We start from the raw sequence: 17,499 nt of genomic DNA, 5'->3' as shown, positions 1-17,499 counted from the left end.
CCACGTTGCCGAGCGAGATGACATAGTTGCCATCGTTATGCATGGTTTTAGGCACCATCCAGTGCGGTGCTTCCTGTGATTTTTCATCTGAAAGCAGGAAGAAGGTTTTATCTTCAGTCACCGGGACATTCAGCGGGGCACCCTGTTCTTTCCAGTCCGGGAACAGCTCGTTCATGGCACGCGGTTCAAGCACAGCACCAGACAGAATATGCGCACCGACTTCGGACCCTTTTTCTACGACACAAACGGACAAATCGTTTAAGTTGTTTTCAATTGCAAGTTGACGGATTTTGATCGCAGCAGAAAGACCCGCAGGGCCTGCGCCTACGATGACGACGTCAAACTCCATCGATTCACGTTCGATGTGTTCCATGTAGGACTCCTCATATTACTATTCGGTGGCAACCATAATCATATGATTGGGTGCTGCCATAAGTGTTCTTGGTTCCTAGACACAAAAATGCTGGTGTCTTTGATAATCTGGGCTAGTATAGTTTTAAAGCCGGTTTTAGCCAATTGGCTGAAACATATTATTTTTCCGTCATTAAGGTCTTCTTTTATGGATAAGCCAGTACCCAGCACAAATCCGACGAAAAAAGTAACTTATCCCGATGATAAAAATTTAATGGATATCGCACAATACTTAAAAGATGCACAGGGCAGTCACAAAAGGTCAATACCCCCTTTGGAGCAATGGCAGCCAAAGCATTGTGGCACAATGGATCTCAAGGTTTTAGCCAACGGCGAATGGTGGCACGAAGGTCAATTGATCAAGCGTCAGCCGATGATTGACCTGTTTGCAACGGTGCTCTGGAAAGAAAACGATAAATTCTATCTAAAAACACCAGTAGAAATGATTGAAATCGAAGTTGAAGATGAACCTTTATTTGTCAATCAGGTCGATCAGGTTGAGATCAATGGAGTGACTTATCTGCAACTGGGCACAACCACGCAAGACCTGATTATTGTCGATGCTGAACATCCAATCTTTATGCGTGAATACAAAGGTGAGTTGAGGCCTTATGTGCATGTGCGTTTTGGGATTAATGCACTGATTCAGCGTGCGGCATTTTTACATCTGGTCGAGATGGGAGAGCTTGATGAAAATCCGGCAGGCGAAACCGTTTTAAGTTTGAAAAGTGGTGATTTAGACTTGCATTTGAGCACCTGAGGTTTAAGCTTGAACGCTAGAAATTTCAAACAAGCCACCTCCAACGTTATGAGCGCTATTCAACCAATTTCCCAGCTATTAGACTCGATGCCCAATGCCACGGCAGATGCGCCTATTGGCATTTTTGACTCAGGCGTAGGCGGCTTGTCAGTCGCCCTGGAAATTGCCCGTCATTTGCCTAATGAGCGCTTTGTCTATTATGCGGATACTGCGCATGTGCCTTATGGTCCGAGAGATGATCAGGAAATTCGTGCCTTGACGGCTCAGGCGATTGAATGGCTTTATCGTCAAGGTTGTAAAGTTGCGGTGGTGGCTTGTAATACCGCTTCCGCTTTTAGTCTGGATTATTTGCGTGACTATTATGGTGAAAACTTTCCGATTATCGGTTTAGTACCCGCGCTTAAACCGGCGGTCCTGAATACCCAGTCGAAAACGGTGGCGGTATTGGCCACGCCCGCGACCTTCCGCGGCCAACTGATTAAAGATGTCATTTCCCGTTTTGCCGAACCGGCTCAAGTCAAAGTCCTGCCTGTGACCAGTCTGGATCTGGTGCCTTTTGTTGAGGCTGGGGAGCAGATGAGTGCAGCCTGTTTGCAGACATTAAAAGAGATTTTACAACCAGTTGTAGATCAGGGCGCTGATTATTTAGTGTTAGGATGTACACATTACCCCTTCCTAAAATCGTCAATTCAGTATATTTTTGGTCAAAAGCTGACATTAATTGACTCAGGATTCGCGGTTGCAAGACAAACGGCCCGAATTTTAATTAAAAATGGGTTATTATTTGAGCATGAGTCTAAAGAAAGCGTGAAAATTGAATTGGTGGTGAGTGGGCAGAATGCTGAACAGCTCCGACCGATTTTGCAGCACCTGATTCCGGCCGATTTAAAATGGCAGGTCAGTAATATGAGTGCAGTTTAAAACTCATTTTTATAATTTAAGAAGAAAGATATTTTGATTTTGGGGTGGCCATATTGGGTAAAGAAGCATGTGATGATGCATTTTTTACCCAAATGTACAGGAGAAGAGGATAGCCCATGCTGGATAAACGGTACCAAGTGTTCATCTCAACCTCTGGGGCAGAAATGCAACCGGAGCGTATCATTCTGTCTCAAACACTGGTAGGAATGGGGTTTTTCTCGTGGGGACTGGAACAGCGTACACCGCTGAATACTGCATTTGCACGCCGCCAGATTGATGACTGTGATTATGTCGTGATTCTGCTGGGAAGCCAGTATGGAGAGCAGTCGGTATCGGGTGTTGGCTATATGCATCTCGAATATATTTATGCAGTGACCAAGCAAAAACCGATTATTGTGTTTATGCATGATGATCCGGCATCACGTGAAAGTGCATTGCATGATGCCAAACCGGAATTACAGGAAAAATTTAAGGAATTCCGTCAGTTATTACAGCAGGAAGTCGATCAGGTCTTTACTTACCGCAGCCTGCGAGATCTGGAAATGGCAGTGCGTTTTAACATGCCGCAAATGTTGGAGCGCTATCCGGTGACTGGCTGGGTGCGTCCGCAAAATACTCAGGCGCTACATGACGAGATTGATCAGCTGAAAGCCAAAGTGGCTCAACTGGAACGTGATGGTGGAACTGCAGAAGTTGATCCATTCCTAAGCTTGCCCAAAGTAGCGATGCATGAAATTTTTTCTTTTGAATACCGGATGCATGCTTATCAGGATGGTAACTTCAAGGAAATCAAAGTCCAGAAGAAACTGACTTGGGCGCAATTGTTGGCGTTGCTGGGCTCCACCTTTGTCAATCCGACCCCTGAGGAATTTTTCTCGAAGCGCATGAATGAATATCTGAATGAAACCGGTTTGCAGGATGCACGGGTACAGATGCCGCGTGCACATGCAGTGGCGCGTGCCCAGATGAATATCCGTGCCTTGCATAGTTTAAAAATTCAAATGCGCCAGAATGACTGGATTGTGCCATCCGGTCGTGATGACCGACAGCGCATGCTGTGGCAGATCACGCCAAAAGCGCAAAAATTGCTGGATAGCAGCTTGCTGGATTTAGATCGCACTTTTCAATATAAGTCAGCGTATTAATCCATAGAGAGAATAAATAAAAAGCTGTTAAAGTACAGGGGTTGATATCCTGACGGACGAACTGAATGTATTCTCCTGCTAAAGCGAAAGTGACGATTATATTGGCAAACTTGGGCACACCAGATGAGCCTACGATTCCAGCGGTACGCCGTTTCCTCAAGCAGTTTTTATCTGACCAGCGTGTGATTGAAATTCCCAAACCGATCTGGCAAATCATTCTGCGCTTATTCATTTTGCCCTTCCGTCCAAAGCGGGTAGCACAGGCCTATGCGCAAGTATGGGGACAGGATTCGCCGATGCGTGAAATTCTGTTTGAGCAGGTCGCAGCAGTCAAGACGCATCTCACCCAGCTGTATCCGCAGTTTGAGCTGAATGTGGTACCCGCCATGACCTATGGCAATCCCAACATTCAGGATGTCTTGGCACAAGTCTCCGCGCAGCCACAGGAACACGTAATTCTATTTCCCCTGTTTCCCCAATATTCAGCCACGTCGACCGCACCTCTATACGATGCGGTGGCGAAATGGGTAGTTAAACAGCGTAATTTACCCGGTTTGACAGTGATCCGGGATTATTATCAACATCCTTTATTTATCCAGTCGTTGGCTCAAAGTGTACGTGATTATCAGGCAATTCATGGTCAACCAGAGAAATTATTGATGTCTTTCCACGGCATTCCACAGCCTTATGCTGATAAAGGCGATCCTTATGCCGACCGTTGCCGCATCACGGGTAAATTGGTGGCGGAAGCACTAGGTTTAAGCGAAGATCAATATGCGATCAGCTTTCAGTCGCGGTTTGGCAAACAGGAGTGGATCAAGCCCTATACCGATGTTTTGCTCGAAGATTGGGCCAAGCAAGGGGTGAAATCAATTCAGGTGATGAGTCCGGCATTTTCCGCGGACTGTCTGGAAACGCTTGAAGAGCTGGCAATCGAAAATGCCGAGACATTTAAAGCACTCGGCGGTGAAAGCTATCGCTATATTCCTGCTTTAAATAGCCGTGAAGATCATTTGCGATTGCTCAACAGTCTGCTCCAGGCTAATCTGGATGCATTGACACAGACACTTGCCCATTAACTTGCCCGAGGTTTTTCACCCCATGTTACAAGTCAAAATTGTTCCAGTTACTGCATTTCAGCAAAACTGTTCGATCGTTTGGGATGCGGACACTAAAGAAGCCATTTTGATTGATGCGGGGGGCGAACCTGAAAAACTCAAAGCTGAAGTTGAAGCGCTGGGTTTAACGGTTAAAGCCTTGTGGCTCACTCATGGCCATCTGGATCATGCGGGTGCGGTGGGTGCATTAAAAAAGGCCTGGAATGTACCGGTAATCGGACCACATAAGGAAGATGCATTCTGGCTTGACATGATTCAAGAAGTTTCGGCACGTTATGGTTTTCCGATTCCGGAAAAAGTTGAAGTGACCCAGTGGCTGGAAGGTGGTGAAGTGCTCAAACTCGGCAATGAGGAGTTCGAAGTGCGTTTTGCTCCAGGCCATACGCCGGGTCACGTGATGTTCTATAACAAAAATTATGACTTGTTATGGACAGGTGATGTCTTGTTCAAAGGCTCAATTGGCCGGACTGATTTCCCGCGTGGCAACCATCAGCAGCTCTTAGATTCAATTCAGCGTGAATGTTTCAGCCTGCCAGATGAAACTCAATTCATTTCAGGACATGGGCCGATCAGCACCATTGGTTTTGAAAAGCAGTATAATCCGTTTGTTGCAGGTAAAGCGGGTTAAAAGCGTAAATAAAAGACCAACATAGTTTGGTCTTTTATCTTTATTCTGAAAAGGGATTATTGCGAAGTTGTCGCGTTTGCATGTGTATGAGCCAAGCGGCAAAAGCAAAAAGCACACCCAATACAATAAATAAACTATCTTGTTGGAAAATGCCGACTCCCAACGAAAGAAGTGCGAGTAGACCAACCCCAATTAATATGACTCTTAAAATAATATAACCCATATTATTGCTCTAAAAATAATGTGAAAATTTAGAGTAGAACAATAATACTAAGGCTTTATGAAAGATGTTAATTCGTGTTGCTTTATCTAAGTAATTTTATAAAATTCATATGATTTATTTACTTAATTTCGACAAGATTCTGCTTTCAGACAGAATTTTCGACAGGGAAGACCTTTATTCTTCGCTGTTATCGGCTTGCGGTGCATCTTGGGTGGGCAAACTATATTCCTCATTGGCCCAAGCCCCCAGATCAATCATCTTGCAACGTTCTGAGCAAAAAGGACGGAATTCATTATCTTCCCATGTGGTCAGCTTGCCACAGCGCGGACAGTTTAAAGTGGTAGGCATGGGACGACTCCAAAGAAAAATAAAGGTTCGATTAGGCAAATATAGCCGCGCTTGTTAGACTTATGCGGTTTTTATTAGTTTGATCTGATTATGCCGATTCGTCAATTTCAAGCACAGCGTATGCATGCGCCCCGTGATTTTCAAAGCATCAGTCCTGAACCGGTCTGCGTCGAAGTGGGAGCGGGTAAAGGTAAACATGCCTTGTTATTCAGCAAGAACAATCCCGACACTCAACTGATTGCAATTGAACGTACCCGTGAAAAATTTCTGGCAATGCAAAAACAGCATGCTGTTGAGGGTCAAACTAATTTACAAACCGTTCATGCCGATGCTTTACCGTGGATCGTGCATGCACTGTATCCGCAGCAGGTCGAACAATTCTTTATTTTATATCCAAATCCTGAACCGCATAATCCGGCACAGCGCTGGGTCAATATGCCATTTTTTGAGTTTCTACTTTCCCGCCTGAAAACCGGGGGAACGATTACTTTGGCCAGTAATATTCCTGCCTATATCGAAGAAGCAGAAATACAAGTGCGAGAGCTCTGGAAGCTACCTTTTGTCAAAGAAGTGATTGCTGCAGATTCGGCGCGTACCCATTTTGAAATTAAATATCTGGAGCGCGGTGAACTATGCCAGCAACTGATCATCAGCAAGCCTGAAAGATATGTAACGCGCTTTGATGATTTCCAGCCTTTGCAAGGGCAGAATGCCACCGTCTCGGAATAATCAGATGAGCAAACGCATTGCTATTGTGGGTGCAGGCCCCGCAGGCTTAATGGCAGCAGAAGTGCTCAGTCAGTTTGATTATGAGCTGCATGTCTATGAGCAGAAACCGTCTGCTGCGCGTAAATTCCTGATGGCAGGCAAAACCGGTCTGAATATTTCCCATGCCGAGCCTGTGCCACAGTTTGTACAACGTTATGATCAGGTGGAGTGGTTGTCTCCCTGGATCAAACGCTGGGATGCGCTCTGGATTCAAGACTGGATGAAGCAGCTTGGTATTGAACCTTATATCGGTTCGTCTGGCCGGGTATTTCCTACAGAGATGAAAGCCGCGCCCTTGCTGCGTGCCTGGCTCAAGCGTTTGGCCAGTGATGATGTTCAGTTTCATTACCGGCATAAAGTCAGCCAGTTAGAGCAACAACAGCTTGAGCTGCATGATCTGAAAAATAATGAATATCGCACTGAACATTTTGATGCCATTATTCTGGCTTGTGGGGCAGTGTCTTGGTCAGCGTTGGGGAGTGATGGTGCATGGCAAGCATGGCTGAAACCGGATGAAATTGAGCCTTTCCAAGCCAGTAATGCCGGAGTGGAATATCCTTGGTCTCGGTTTATGCAGCCAGTCTTTGGTCAGCCGCTGAAACGTGTTGCAGCATGGGTTGGGCAAGGTGAAAAGACCATCGGCGATATCGTGATCAGTCATTATGGTCTGGAAAGTGGTCTGATCTATAAGCAGGGGCGTGGCTTACGCGAGCAACTAAAACAGGGGCAGCCTATGCAGCTGCATCTGGACCTCTTCCCAAATCAAAGCATCGAACAGCTTGTGCAAAAAATACAGCCAAGTAAGAAGCAGTCTTTAACTAATGTCTGGCGTAAAGCCGGATTGGACGGTGCCAAGGCGGCTCTGGTACGGGAACTGGTGGCCAAAGCGGTATGGCAAGATCCTGCTGAATTAGCCAAAAAAATTAAACATTTGACCATTCCACTCACAGGTTTCCGCCCGATTGAAGAGGCGATTAGCTGTGCAGGTGGTGTCAAGCGTGAAGTGTTGTCAGAACAGCTACAATTGAAATCTAACCCACATGTATTTCTTTGCGGAGAAATGCTGGACTGGGATGCACCGACCGGCGGTTATCTACTGACAGCCTGTTTTGCCACAGGGCGTGCAGCGGGTGAAGGTGTGCATCAGTTTCTGACAGCAGATTAAGTCATTTTATAGCTAGGATGATCTAGTATTTATACTGAATGCAGACTCAACAGATCCGGCCTTGTTCATTCACGCTGTTTTAAAGCTGCCAGTTCAGCTTAGATTATTTTTGTATTTTATCTAAACTGTGTGTCAATCTAGCATCCTAGACTATTCCTTCACTTGCCGGGAAGCTGGTTCTTTCTTGGCGAGATCCGGATATTGCGAACGCCAGCGTTCCAGCTGTTCTTGGGCGTGTAGATATTTCCCTAGACCCTTTACATTCTCACTGGCTTCATTTACAGGCGTAGCTTGAGTCTTGGGAGTATTGAGTAATTGGTCCTGATGTTCCCAGTACTGATACATCAAACCCTGAATATAACGGCCCTGTTCGGTTTTCAGCTCTAAAGCCTTCAGCATATTCAGGGCTGACTGGACATGATCACGCTGACGTTGCTGGACAAATTCTGCGGTCATGTTTTCATCATCGCGCATGCCGTTTAATTCTTTTTCCAGATCACTACTCATGTCCTGAAAGCGCTGTTCATAATCCGTCAATGCAGCAATATCATGCGGATCATCGGCAGTTTGAGGAAAGTCTTTCAGTGGTTCGGTTTTCAGTTCCTGCATGACTTGATCTGAAGCCGTGTTATCTGTTGTGGCTTCAGTCGGAGTCTCTGAAGTTTTCTGATCACATGCCATTAGCAGCATGGCTACGGCGAACAGCGCCGTTCGTGTCATTCCTGGTATTTTATGCATGATCGCCTCCTGTTCTTTAATTACTTTTCTTGAACACATAGATATGGGTGACATAAGGAAAATCAATCATTTCCTCTGCGCTTTTGGCTGTATATTGCTGGATGATCTGTTCAAATTGTTGTTTTAACTGTGCCTGCTGCTGTTCAGGTAGAGCTGCAATAAAACTGGTGGAGAGCAGCCGCTTGGATACCACCTGCTCGACATTGCCATGCTGTTGCTGGGTCATTGTGGTTTCTGCATAGGGCTGAAATAGCGTTTGCTGTGCAAAGACCTCGCGCCAGGTGCCGCTATGATAGCGCGGCGTATCGCCTTCCAAGGGGGCAATACAATCGGCCAAGGCTTGAACCCAGTCGATCCGAGTATCGCGCTGATTCCAAATTAACACCAGACAACCCTGCGGTTTGAGTACCCGATCTAATTCTTGTAAGGTAGCAGAATCGGCAAACCAGTGAAATGACTGTGCACAAAATACCGCATTCAGGCTATGATCAGGCAGGGGAAGTTGATGGCTAACGCCTTCAATTGCATGAATGTCCGGATGCGCCTGTTTTAATTGAGCCAGCATTTCCGGGACAGGATCAATCGCGATAATGTGCTTACTGAGCGGGCGTAAATAGGGGATAAACTTGCCAGTTCCACTACCCAAATCCAAAAGATGCGCATCTGCAGGCAAAGCCAGCGTTTCACTCAGCCACTGGCTGATTTCTGCCGGATAATCGGGACGCACTTGCTGATAGAGCTCAGCCGACGCACTAAAACCCCGTTTTGCTGCAGGATGTAATGATTGTGTCATATTTTGCGCTTTTTAATCTTTTTGATCGATATAAAATAGCATATTCACTTTTTTGACAGCGTTCATTGACTGAATTGTTGTGGAAGGGTTCGATTTACCAGCATGGGAAAGTTATGGACAAGCAGATTGTTTTTGAAGATGAACATATACGCGCGATTTTTATGCCGGGATCTTCTTCAGAACTGATTTTTTCATTTGGCGATTTGATTACCCGTGCCAAGGGCCTCAACATCAATGCAGAAAAGTCACTGGCGAAATTCGAGTTTAATGTGCTTGGTATTATGCCTAAGCATAAATCCTGGTTTCCGCAAGGTTCCATGTGGAACATGTTGCAAGCCATCGCAGATCTGATTGCGCCGTTTCAGCAGCGTATTGCGTATGGCGGTTCGATGGGTGGCTATGCCGCGATCAAATATTCCCGTGCCTTGGGCGTGCAACGGGTGGTGGCGATGGTGCCGCAATATTCGATTGATCCGGAAGATGTACATGATGCCCGCTATAACATGTTCTATCAGCCAGAGCTGAATGCCAATATGCGGGTTGCGGCCGAAGATATCGACAACACCTGCGAATATATTATTGTCTATGATCCTTACTGTGCCGAAGATCGTGCCCATTATCTGAAATTAGAGGCGCTGATTCCGCATCATCATGTGCTGCATTTACCTTTTACCGGACATGATGCGATCGCAGTTTTGGCCAGTTCCGAATTGCTCTATGACTTTTTGGTGCATGAATATGAGCCAAGCTATTTCTATCAGAAAATGCGCCGGGTCAAGAAAAACAGCAAGTTCTATTATCGCAAGGTGATTGAAAATGTCTTGCCACGACACCGCATGGCTTTGGGACACATTCTGAAAAACAACGATCTGCAACTGGATAACCAGTTTTTTGATGCCAGCCAGAAACAGGTGATTTTGCGGGAACTGTTACGCAATAAACAGGTTGATCAGCATGACCTGCTCAAACTGGGCATTCATGTGAATTTGCCGCAGGAAAATCGTCAGCTGTTATTGGACCACTATGGACATGGTCTGGTATTTAATGTCATCAGCCATAAAATCGAAAGTTATGCAGAAGGCGCAATTGCCCTGAACCATAAATTCCTGATTCCGATTTATGCCAAAGGTAATGGTTTATTGAGCATTAACCTGAATGATGAACGTTATCTGGTGGTGATGAACGACCGGCATATCATGAAACTGATCAAGGAACAGGATGAGCTCAGTCTGGGTATGCACCCGATTTTAATGAAGCGTTATAGCGATTTTTATATGTTTAGCTATAAGCAGCTGAATCTGAGTACCAATGAGTATGGTGCTGCTGCTTTTATCAACGATAGTGACAAAAATACGCAGTTTGTGACGCACAGCGAGATAAATTAAATAAAATTTTTATAAAAAACAATTACTTGACTTGTGATGAGCTTGGCATAATATAGAGATAAGCGGTATAAATAATAAACCAATTATATCGTTCCCGATGGTTGAAACGAAGAAGGGGATCTCTATGATGCAAGCGACTCGGATGATGCAAGTATGTTTTATCTTCGGTTTGGTTCTACCCAATCTGGCACATGCAGAAACTGTGCATCCTGCAGTGATCATGGTCAGTGCGTCCATCATCTTTATGATTATTCTGTCCGTGTATGTGGTGTATCGTATCCGCAAGTCACTACGTAATCATATGGATAAACCGCTGGATTAATTGCATCAGGCTGGAAACGGGTTGAAAAGACTCAATGACTTGTTTTAAATGACAGACATAAATTGTCAAACAGGATTGAGGGAACAGCCATGAAAGCCGTTTATTTAGACTATGCTTCTTTAGACCAGCAGGATTTGGACTTTCAGGCACTGCATGCAGTATTTGATTCACTAGTTTTGTATCCGGCGACCTCGGCTGCCGAGATTGCATCCCGTGTAGCTGGTTTCGATGTCATCATTACGAATAAGGTGATGATCGATGCAGCTACGATTCAGCAATGCCCTCAACTCAAACTCATTTTAATCTCTGCAACCGGCACCAATAATGTCGACCTTGAGGCGGCCAAAGCGCAAGGGATCGTCGTGTGTAACTGTCAGGCTTATGGCACTTCGGCAGTCGCGCAGCATACCATCATGTTGATGCTCAATCTGGCGACTTCATTCCTGTCTTATCAACGTGCATTAGAACAAGGCGAATGGCAAAAAGCCAGTCAGTTCTGTTTGCTGGATGCGCCAATTGTCGAGCTGGCCGGAAAAACATTGGGCATTGTGGGTTATGGCGAACTGGGTCATGCGGTGGCGAAACTGGCCGAGGCCTTTGGCATGAAAGTTCTCATTGCTGCGTTGCCAAACCGTGCAGCGGATGCATCTCGTGTGCCATTTGCCGAACTGCTTACTCAAGTCGATTTTCTCAGTCTGCATTGTCCACTCACTGAAGATACCCGACATTTAATCAGTCATGCTGAGCTGGATGCAATGAAAAGCAGTGCATTTTTAATTAACTGTGCGCGTGGCGGCATTGTCGATGAAGCGGCATTGGCTGAGGCGTTGCGAGCAGGCAAGATTGCCGGTGCAGCGACAGATGTTCTAACGGTAGAGCCACCGAAACAGGGCAATGTGTTACTTGATTCAACGATTCCCAACCTGATTGTGACGCCACATAATGCCTGGGGCAGTGTCGATGCAAGACAACGGATTGTGGATCAGATGGTGGAAAATGTAGCAGCATTTAAACAAGGTCAGCCGATCCGACAGGTCAATTGATAAATCGTGTCAATACAAGATAATAGTTTTATTTTCTAAAAATAAAAAAAGCCCATCACGGGCTTTTTTTATAAATCGGTTACTGCATAACTGGTGGCTGAACCTGAACCAGATTGAGGCTGCATTTGTGGGGTTGCTGTTTGCTGTGGGTTAGCAGAGGACTCACTTAAAGGCTGCTGCACGATAGGTGCCTGTTGTGAATTTCCACGCCAGACTTCTTTGGTCTGCTGGATTTTCTGACCGGTTTGCTGGGCTGCCTGAGTTGCACCCTGATCTACTTTTTGCAGTGTATCTGAGGTTGCAGACTTGGTATTGCTCCAGGCACGGTCTACCCCCGGCTTGATTTTGGCAATGCCTTTTTCCGTTGCTTCACCGACTTTCTCGGCAGTATTAATCACGCCTTCCTGTGCTTTATAGGCAAAGACATGCAGCAGGTTCGGATTTTCACCATAGGGTTTAACCGGTTTAGCAGACTGAGTCGTGGTTTGTGCGAATGCTGGAACAGAAAGCATTAAAGCTGTCGTTAAAATAATTGGGGTTTTGATATTCATTATGGATCGACCTCGAATTCGTCTAAGTGCGGTCTGAGTTTGTTTTTCAGTGTAACGGATAATTGGTCAAAAACAATGAATATCCTGTGAAGAGTGCAGAGCTTTCAGGTTGATCTGTGCCGAAATATTGTAATTTTTAAAGAAAGGGCAGTAGAAATTAGCCCAAGTGTCGAATTGATTTTTAGCAAAATAAAAGCCCTGTTCTTAGACTAGAAACAAGGCGATCTTTTTAATCACATTGTGTCAGGGCATCTTTGGCGAAATGTTCGCGTAAGCTGACAAAGTTCTTCTGTACCCCTGCATCGTGCAGGTCAAATTTTTGTGCAGTGCTAGTACCGTCGCGCTGGAAAGTCGCTGAGCCGGCATCGATTAGAGTCATGCCTTTAAATGACCATTGTTCAATGACACGGTTATTGCCGATATCGCCGGTAAATTCAATCACGCATTTGTCGAGGAATTTGGTCAGTTTGGCCTTGTTGTTGGTCGTGGCTGGAACTACTTCGAGGTTTTGGACTTCCTGTAAGACGCCAACCTGAAGCTGTGGGATTTTGGGTGCAGATGTACAAGCTGTAACTGCGATACTCGCAAGACCAGTCAGAATGAGTGTTTTAAATTTCATATGATTCTTTCTTGTTGAGTGTTGTTAGATTGAGTATAGGAAATATAAAGTGAAATGCCTATAACAAATAGTCTAAATATTGTTTTGGTTGAAGATGTTGAATATCTTGATTTACGACATCAATTTTCTTCATATTAGGGGCAGATAGAAAGCTTATAGACCCCACTATAATAAGCACAAAAATTAATACTATTGCATGGCGTAAGCGGAAAATTTTTAGATCACGAATGTAGATTAACTTTAAATGTTCATAAGCTAATTCTTTTGAAATATCTAGAGAGGTGTCTTCAATTTCATTTTTGTAGTCTTGGACAGATTTTGTGGCAAAGTTCTTTGTTCGCCAAAAAATATTTAATAATTTGAAGTTAAATAAACCACCGCCAAAATATAGCCCTTTTTGATTTGTATTATCTGAAATATGCTTACTAGGATTATCTATTGCGGAGAGTGCTAAAAGTAAAATAAGAACGGTTGCTAGCCACATTACAAAAATTATGGCTGCTAAAGCATGCTGCCACCAAAACTCGTTAATTGTTAAATATTTGAAAATTTCTCTTATTTGAGGAAAAGGAACAATTAAACCTGCTAATAAAGCCCCAATTTTAAAATCTATAGCACGAATATTTTGTTGGGTGTCTTGGATAGCTGAATGAAGAAAATCAAGTTTATCCATTGGCTTGAACCCATGTATTCATCAATATATTTATAACATCACACTCATAGAAATCCGTATAAGGTACTTTGTCACATAGCTTTTTATTGTCATCATTTAAATTTTGGTGAAATACATCAGAAAGAATGATTGGTTTGCGCCATCCTTTGTTTGCATTATTGCAATAGTGAGCTGTTTTTCCAATTAGTTCGCCGATCCAAGTAACTTCATTGATACCACTACCTTTATAGCCAGCTTTTATAACTAAAGCTTGTCCATAATGAAGCCCCATACCAACTTTAAGCTGAGTATAATTTTTTTTCTTAAGTTTTATATTTAAAGTATGAATTAGTGAATTAGCTTTAGCAGCGGTAGTAAATACCTCATTAATTTGGACAGTTGTTTCTGTATTGAATACCCCCCAAACACAATCACCTTCAATATAAATTTGCTGGATATTTTGATTACCGTTAAGGAGCGCAACCAATTCAGAAATATAGGCTCTATATATTTTTGCTAAAACTTTCTTTTGATGTTGAGTAGCTAGGTCTTTTGAACCACGTAGATCAATAAATAAAGCAGAGCAATTTATATGATAGCCGTTGGTGTATGTTAGATCATCTATACCAGGTACTTTATTACTCTCTTGATAATTATTATCTGAAGAGTCTAATATTTCATCAATTCTTTCACGGCTTTTTTCAAAATCATATGATTTTTAATTTGCTTGCATTTTTTATTCATTCATTAAAAACCCCACTAACTTATAGCGGGGTTTTGTTTAACTTTCAAGCAATTATGGCTTAGTGCTGTAACACCGAAATATCTGCCACTTTGGTAAACAACTCACGTAACTGAGCAAGCATACGTAAACGGTTTGCTTTTAAGTCAGCATCATCAGCCATCACCATTACGCCGTCAAAGAATGCATCCACTGGCGCACGAAGAGCAGCAAGTGCAGACAACGCAGCAGTGTAGTCTTTAGCAGCAAATAACGGCTCAACCACAGGCGTGATTTTCGCAAGTTCAGCGAACAATGCTTTCTCAGCATCTTCAACCAGATTCGCTTCAACCACAGCACCTTCAGGTGTTGCTTCTTTTGCAAGAATATTCGCAACACGCTTGTTGGCAGCAGCAAGCGCAGCCGCTTCAGGCAAGGCACGGAAGTGGTTGACTGCATTTACACGCTTGTCAAAATCAAGCGGAGATTTTGGTGAAAGCGCTTGAACAGCTTGAATCACATCAACCGCAACGCCTTGGTCTTCGTATTTCGCACGGTAACGACCTTCAAGGAATGCAACCGCATCCGCCAAAGTCTTGTCGTGATCTTTCAATACATCGCCATAGGCAGCAAGTGCAAGTTTGATCAAATCTTCGATTGAAACATCAAGCTCGTTTTCAGTTACCAGACGTAAAATACCAATCGCAGAGCGACGCAGTGCAAACGGGTCTTTAGAACCTGTAGGTGCTTGACCAATACCGAAAATACCTGTGAGCGTGTCTAAACGATCCGCAAGGGCAATCGTAGTACCTGTCTTCGTCTTAGGTAAAACGTCACCCGCGAATTTAGGTAGATATTGCTCACCTAAAGACTCAGCCACTTCAGCATTTTCACCTTCAAGACGCGCATAGTAAGTACCCGCGATCCCTTGAAGTTCTGGGAATTCACCCACAAGTTCAGAGGTTAAGTCACATTTTGCAAGAAGCGCCGCTTTTTCAGCATCTTCCGCTTTTGCACCTGTAATAGGCGCAAGTGCTACAGCCAATTTCGCAATACGTTCAGACTTGTTCCAAAGCGTACCCAATTCAGCTTGGAATACCATGTTTGCAAGTTTCTCTTTACGAGATGCAAGCGGTTGCTTTTGATCTTGTAAGAAGAAGAATTCAGCATCTGACAAACGTGGACGAACCACTTTCTCGTTACCTTCAATAATTTGTGTCGGGTCTTTCGACTCGATGTTTGACACAGTAATGAAGTAAGGTTGAAGTTTATTGTCAGCGTTCACTAAGCAGAAGTACTTCTGGTTGTCCTGCATCGTGGTGATCAATGCTTCTTGAGGAACAGCAAGGAAGCGTTCTTCGAAGCTTGCACGAAGCGCAACAGGCCATTCAACGAGTGCAGTCACTTCGTCACGAAGATCCGCAGGGACAATTGCAATGGCATTCACTTCATCAGCAAGTGCTTTGACTTGTTGATCGATGATGGCTTGACGCTCTTCAAAAGACGCTACAACGTAAGCCGCTTTTAACTTCGCTAAGTATTCGTCTGCATGCGTTAAAGTGATTGCTTCAGGTGCATGGAAACGGTGGCCATAAGTCACGTTACCTGCTTTGTGGTCTTGAATTGTTGCATCAACCACATCGTTGTCTTTCAACAACACAACCCATTTCACAGGACGTACGAATTCAGTACGGCTTGCCGCAGAACGCATACGTTTTGCGATTGGAAGATTATCCAATGCATTTTGTAAAATTTGTGGCAATAAAACGTCAAGGCTTTGACCTTTGACATCTTTTAAATAGCATACTTTTTCAACTTTACCTGCTTGGAAAGTTGATACTTGATCAACCGTGATGCCTTGACCACGCATAAAGCCTTCAAGTGCTTTCGTCGGGTTGCCTTCAGCATCAAAGGCTGCCTGTTTGGCAGGGCCGTCAAAACGTTTTTGTATGTCTGCTTGTGCAGCATCAACATTGACAATTTTAAGTGCAAGACGACGAGGTGCTGCATAGGCTTCGATTGAATCAAAAACAAGACCAGCATCTTTTAAGCCTTTTACTGTTTCTGCATGTAAGGCATCACGTAATTTTTTCAGGCTTTTTGGTGGAAGTTCTTCACAACCCAATTCGAACAAAACGGTATGTTTAGACATTATTTGCTCTCCTTGTTTGCTTCTTTCGCTTCTGCTTCAACTTGCGCTTTTAATTGTGCCAACACTTCATCACGTAATGCAGGTTCAGCCATTGGGAAACCAAGTTCCGCACGTGCTGCTACATAGCTGGTCGCAATAGAACGTGCCAATGTACGTACACGTAAAATGTAACGCTGACGTTCAGTCACAGAAATCGCGCCACGCGCATCCAATAAGTTGAAGCTGTGTGATGCTTTCACGACTTGCTCATATGCAGGAAGTGGAAGTTTCGCTTCGATCAAACGTGTTGCTTCAGCTTCGTAGAAATCGAACAATTCAAACATTTTTTCAACGTTGGCATATTCGAAGTTATAGGTCGATTGTTCCACTTCATTTTGATGGAACACATCGCCATACGTTACCGTACCGAACTGGCCTTTGGTCCAAACCAGATCGTAAACTGAGTCTACGCCTTGCAAGTACATGGCAAGACGTTCAAGGCCGTAAGTAATTTCGCCGGTGACTGGGTAGCATTCAACACCACCGACTTGCTGGAAGTACGTGAACTGCGTTACTTCCATACCATTCAGCCAAACTTCCCAACCTAAGCCCCAAGCGCCTAGTGTTGGAGATTCCCAGTTGTCTTCTACGAAACGAATGTCGTGTACCAGTGGATCAATGCCAATCGCTTTTAATGAATCGAGATAAAGCTGCTGGATATTGTCCGGGTTTGGCTTAAGCACCACCTGGAATTGATAATAATGTTGCAAACGGTTCGGGTTTTCACCATAACGACCATCTTTCGGACGACGTGACGGTTGAACATAAGCGGCATTCCAGGTTTCAGGACCCAGCGCACGAAGGAAAGTCGCAGTGTGGAATGTCCCTGCACCCATTTCCATATCATAAGGTTGCAAAATGACGCAGCCTTGCTCCGCCCAGTAAGTTTGTAAGGCAAGAATTAAGCCTTGGAAGGTATCAATATGCGATATGGCGCGACTCATGGTCATCCACTTAAAATTAGAGAAAAATTGTGCTCAATTATAAGGACTTTGCA

The 17,499-nt window shown here is 44.3% G+C and carries 21 protein-coding genes; 10 read left to right on the top strand and 11 right to left on the bottom strand.

The annotated features are described in order from the left end of the window. Positions 1 to 373: NAD(P)/FAD-dependent oxidoreductase (locus NI465_RS08035; RefSeq protein ID WP_253144970.1), on the bottom strand; the 373-nt coding region annotated here is incomplete at its 3' end. A gap of 186 nt (positions 374 to 559) precedes the next feature. On the opposite strand from NI465_RS08035, the gene NI465_RS08030 reads away from it, so the two are divergent. From NI465_RS08030 to NI465_RS08010, 5 genes are all read left to right on the top strand, one after another. Continuing rightward, a complete protein-coding gene (locus NI465_RS08030) occupies positions 560 to 1,171 on the top strand; it encodes a DUF1285 domain-containing protein (RefSeq protein WP_004278560.1) in 612 nt (203 codons plus the stop codon). A gap of 48 nt (positions 1,172 to 1,219) precedes the next feature. Continuing rightward, on the top strand, positions 1,220 to 2,092 hold the full coding sequence (gene murI / locus NI465_RS08025; protein WP_253144976.1) for a glutamate racemase: 873 nt from the start codon (positions 1,220 to 1,222) through the stop codon (positions 2,090 to 2,092). Between the two features lie 116 nt (positions 2,093 to 2,208). Next, positions 2,209 to 3,237, top strand: coding sequence for a DUF4062 domain-containing protein (locus tag NI465_RS08020; RefSeq protein WP_005102932.1), 1,029 nt, complete (start codon positions 2,209 to 2,211; stop codon positions 3,235 to 3,237). 65 nt (positions 3,238 to 3,302) lie between these two features. Further along, positions 3,303 to 4,316, top strand: a complete 1,014-nt coding sequence (gene hemH / locus NI465_RS08015; protein WP_180038058.1) for a ferrochelatase — start codon at positions 3,303 to 3,305, stop codon at positions 4,314 to 4,316. A gap of 22 nt (positions 4,317 to 4,338) precedes the next feature. Beyond that, entirely contained in the window at positions 4,339 to 4,983 is a 645-nt protein-coding gene (locus NI465_RS08010) for an MBL fold metallo-hydrolase (RefSeq protein ID WP_253144967.1), read from the top strand. A 40-nt stretch (positions 4,984 to 5,023) separates the two neighbouring features. On the opposite strand, the gene NI465_RS08005 is transcribed toward NI465_RS08010, so the two are convergent. Both NI465_RS08005 and NI465_RS08000 read right to left on the bottom strand, forming a co-directional pair. Further along, a complete protein-coding gene (locus NI465_RS08005; RefSeq protein ID WP_004278555.1) occupies positions 5,024 to 5,206 on the bottom strand; it encodes a hypothetical protein in 183 nt (60 codons plus the stop codon). Positions 5,207 to 5,380: 174 nt separating this feature from the next. Continuing rightward, positions 5,381 to 5,554, bottom strand: coding sequence for a DNA gyrase inhibitor YacG (locus NI465_RS08000; RefSeq protein WP_004278554.1), 174 nt, complete (start codon positions 5,552 to 5,554; stop codon positions 5,381 to 5,383). 84 nt (positions 5,555 to 5,638) lie between these two features. On the opposite strand from NI465_RS08000, the gene NI465_RS07995 reads away from it, so the two are divergent. Together NI465_RS07995 and NI465_RS07990 are read left to right on the top strand one after the other, a co-directional pair. Further along, positions 5,639 to 6,283 (top strand): tRNA (guanine-N(7)-)-methyltransferase, encoded by a 645-nt coding sequence (locus tag NI465_RS07995; RefSeq protein WP_253144974.1) that lies wholly within the window; start codon positions 5,639 to 5,641, stop codon positions 6,281 to 6,283. 4 nt (positions 6,284 to 6,287) lie between these two features. After that, a complete protein-coding gene (locus NI465_RS07990; protein ID WP_180087202.1) occupies positions 6,288 to 7,487 on the top strand; it encodes a TIGR03862 family flavoprotein in 1,200 nt (399 codons plus the stop codon). 150 nt (positions 7,488 to 7,637) lie between these two features. Here NI465_RS07990 and NI465_RS07985 read toward each other — a convergent pair whose 3' ends face one another. Next, on the bottom strand, positions 7,638 to 8,225 hold the full coding sequence (locus NI465_RS07985) for a hypothetical protein (RefSeq protein WP_180087203.1): 588 nt from the start codon (positions 8,223 to 8,225) through the stop codon (positions 7,638 to 7,640). 16 nt (positions 8,226 to 8,241) lie between these two features. Then, positions 8,242 to 9,018: a class I SAM-dependent methyltransferase gene (locus NI465_RS07980; protein WP_253144964.1), complete on the bottom strand. Its 777-nt coding sequence runs from the start codon at positions 9,016 to 9,018 to the stop codon at positions 8,242 to 8,244. A 113-nt stretch (positions 9,019 to 9,131) separates the two neighbouring features. Between NI465_RS07980 and NI465_RS07975 the strand changes: the two genes are divergently transcribed. The 3 genes from NI465_RS07975 (at position 9,132) to NI465_RS07965 (ending at position 11,768) form a co-directional block, all read left to right on the top strand. After that, positions 9,132 to 10,403 (top strand): hypothetical protein, encoded by a 1,272-nt coding sequence (locus NI465_RS07975; RefSeq protein WP_253144960.1) that lies wholly within the window; start codon positions 9,132 to 9,134, stop codon positions 10,401 to 10,403. 124 nt (positions 10,404 to 10,527) lie between these two features. Further along, the gene (locus NI465_RS07970) at positions 10,528 to 10,725 is read left to right on the top strand and encodes a hypothetical protein (protein WP_082180547.1); all 198 of its coding nucleotides are present in this window, start codon (positions 10,528 to 10,530) and stop codon (positions 10,723 to 10,725) included. Between the two features lie 89 nt (positions 10,726 to 10,814). Next, the gene (locus tag NI465_RS07965; RefSeq protein WP_253144959.1) at positions 10,815 to 11,768 is read left to right on the top strand and encodes a 2-hydroxyacid dehydrogenase; all 954 of its coding nucleotides are present in this window, start codon (positions 10,815 to 10,817) and stop codon (positions 11,766 to 11,768) included. A gap of 68 nt (positions 11,769 to 11,836) precedes the next feature. Here the strand turns inward: NI465_RS07965 and NI465_RS07960 are convergent, their stop codons facing one another. The 6 genes from NI465_RS07960 to glyQ all read right to left on the bottom strand — a co-directional run bounded on the left by NI465_RS07960 (position 11,837) and on the right by glyQ (position 17,446). Beyond that, positions 11,837 to 12,319 carry a hypothetical protein gene (locus NI465_RS07960; RefSeq protein WP_253144957.1) on the bottom strand — a complete coding sequence of 161 codons (483 nt, stop codon included), beginning with the start codon at positions 12,317 to 12,319 and terminating at the stop codon, positions 11,837 to 11,839. A 229-nt stretch (positions 12,320 to 12,548) separates the two neighbouring features. Continuing rightward, positions 12,549 to 12,938: a hypothetical protein gene (locus NI465_RS07955; protein ID WP_004278545.1), complete on the bottom strand. Its 390-nt coding sequence runs from the start codon at positions 12,936 to 12,938 to the stop codon at positions 12,549 to 12,551. Between the two features lie 58 nt (positions 12,939 to 12,996). Beyond that, entirely contained in the window at positions 12,997 to 13,611 is a 615-nt protein-coding gene (locus NI465_RS07950; protein ID WP_071850462.1) for a Pycsar system effector family protein, read from the bottom strand. After that, positions 13,604 to 14,182 (bottom strand): adenylate/guanylate cyclase domain-containing protein, encoded by a 579-nt coding sequence (locus tag NI465_RS07945; RefSeq protein ID WP_311771901.1) that lies wholly within the window; start codon positions 14,180 to 14,182, stop codon positions 13,604 to 13,606. Before NI465_RS07945 ends, NI465_RS07950 begins: the two co-directional genes overlap by 8 nt. A gap of 211 nt (positions 14,183 to 14,393) precedes the next feature. Beyond that, positions 14,394 to 16,463 (bottom strand): glycine--tRNA ligase subunit beta, encoded by a 2,070-nt coding sequence (gene glyS, locus NI465_RS07940; RefSeq protein ID WP_180087208.1) that lies wholly within the window; start codon positions 16,461 to 16,463, stop codon positions 14,394 to 14,396. Then, positions 16,463 to 17,446 (bottom strand): glycine--tRNA ligase subunit alpha, encoded by a 984-nt coding sequence (gene glyQ, locus NI465_RS07935; RefSeq protein ID WP_004278542.1) that lies wholly within the window; start codon positions 17,444 to 17,446, stop codon positions 16,463 to 16,465. Before glyQ ends, glyS begins: the two co-directional genes overlap by 1 nt. Between the last annotated feature and the right edge of the window lie 53 nt (positions 17,447 to 17,499).

Origin of the sequence: Acinetobacter lwoffii (assembly GCF_024129855.1) — a bacterium.
Classification (GTDB): domain Bacteria; phylum Pseudomonadota; class Gammaproteobacteria; order Pseudomonadales; family Moraxellaceae; genus Acinetobacter; species Acinetobacter lwoffii_L.
This window is presented reverse-complemented; position numbering and strand designations above follow the sequence as displayed.

Excerpts from the sequence above, each read along its gene's own strand:
- NI465_RS08030 (WP_004278560.1), top strand. The coding sequence starts at position 560 with ATGGATAAGCCAGTACCCAGCACAAATCCGACGAAAAAAGTAACTTAT.
- murI (WP_253144976.1), top strand. The coding sequence starts at position 1,220 with ATGAGCGCTATTCAACCAATTTCCCAGCTATTAGACTCGATGCCCAAT.
- NI465_RS08020 (WP_005102932.1), top strand. The coding sequence starts at position 2,209 with ATGCTGGATAAACGGTACCAAGTGTTCATCTCAACCTCTGGGGCAGAA.
- hemH (WP_180038058.1), top strand. The coding sequence starts at position 3,303 with ATGTATTCTCCTGCTAAAGCGAAAGTGACGATTATATTGGCAAACTTG.
- NI465_RS08010 (WP_253144967.1), top strand. The coding sequence starts at position 4,339 with ATGTTACAAGTCAAAATTGTTCCAGTTACTGCATTTCAGCAAAACTGT.
- NI465_RS08005 (WP_004278555.1), bottom strand. The coding sequence starts at position 5,206 with ATGGGTTATATTATTTTAAGAGTCATATTAATTGGGGTTGGTCTACTC.
- NI465_RS08000 (WP_004278554.1), bottom strand. The coding sequence starts at position 5,554 with ATGCCTACCACTTTAAACTGTCCGCGCTGTGGCAAGCTGACCACATGG.
- NI465_RS07990 (WP_180087202.1), top strand. The coding sequence starts at position 6,288 with ATGAGCAAACGCATTGCTATTGTGGGTGCAGGCCCCGCAGGCTTAATG.
- NI465_RS07985 (WP_180087203.1), bottom strand. The coding sequence starts at position 8,225 with ATGCATAAAATACCAGGAATGACACGAACGGCGCTGTTCGCCGTAGCC.
- NI465_RS07980 (WP_253144964.1), bottom strand. The coding sequence starts at position 9,018 with ATGACACAATCATTACATCCTGCAGCAAAACGGGGTTTTAGTGCGTCG.
- NI465_RS07975 (WP_253144960.1), top strand. The coding sequence starts at position 9,132 with ATGGACAAGCAGATTGTTTTTGAAGATGAACATATACGCGCGATTTTT.
- NI465_RS07970 (WP_082180547.1), top strand. The coding sequence starts at position 10,528 with ATGATGCAAGCGACTCGGATGATGCAAGTATGTTTTATCTTCGGTTTG.
- NI465_RS07965 (WP_253144959.1), top strand. The coding sequence starts at position 10,815 with ATGAAAGCCGTTTATTTAGACTATGCTTCTTTAGACCAGCAGGATTTG.
- NI465_RS07960 (WP_253144957.1), bottom strand. The coding sequence starts at position 12,319 with ATGAATATCAAAACCCCAATTATTTTAACGACAGCTTTAATGCTTTCT.
- NI465_RS07955 (WP_004278545.1), bottom strand. The coding sequence starts at position 12,938 with ATGAAATTTAAAACACTCATTCTGACTGGTCTTGCGAGTATCGCAGTT.
- NI465_RS07950 (WP_071850462.1), bottom strand. The coding sequence starts at position 13,611 with ATGGATAAACTTGATTTTCTTCATTCAGCTATCCAAGACACCCAACAA.
- glyS (WP_180087208.1), bottom strand. The coding sequence starts at position 16,463 with ATGTCTAAACATACCGTTTTGTTCGAATTGGGTTGTGAAGAACTTCCA.
- glyQ (WP_004278542.1), bottom strand. The coding sequence starts at position 17,446 with ATGAGTCGCGCCATATCGCATATTGATACCTTCCAAGGCTTAATTCTT.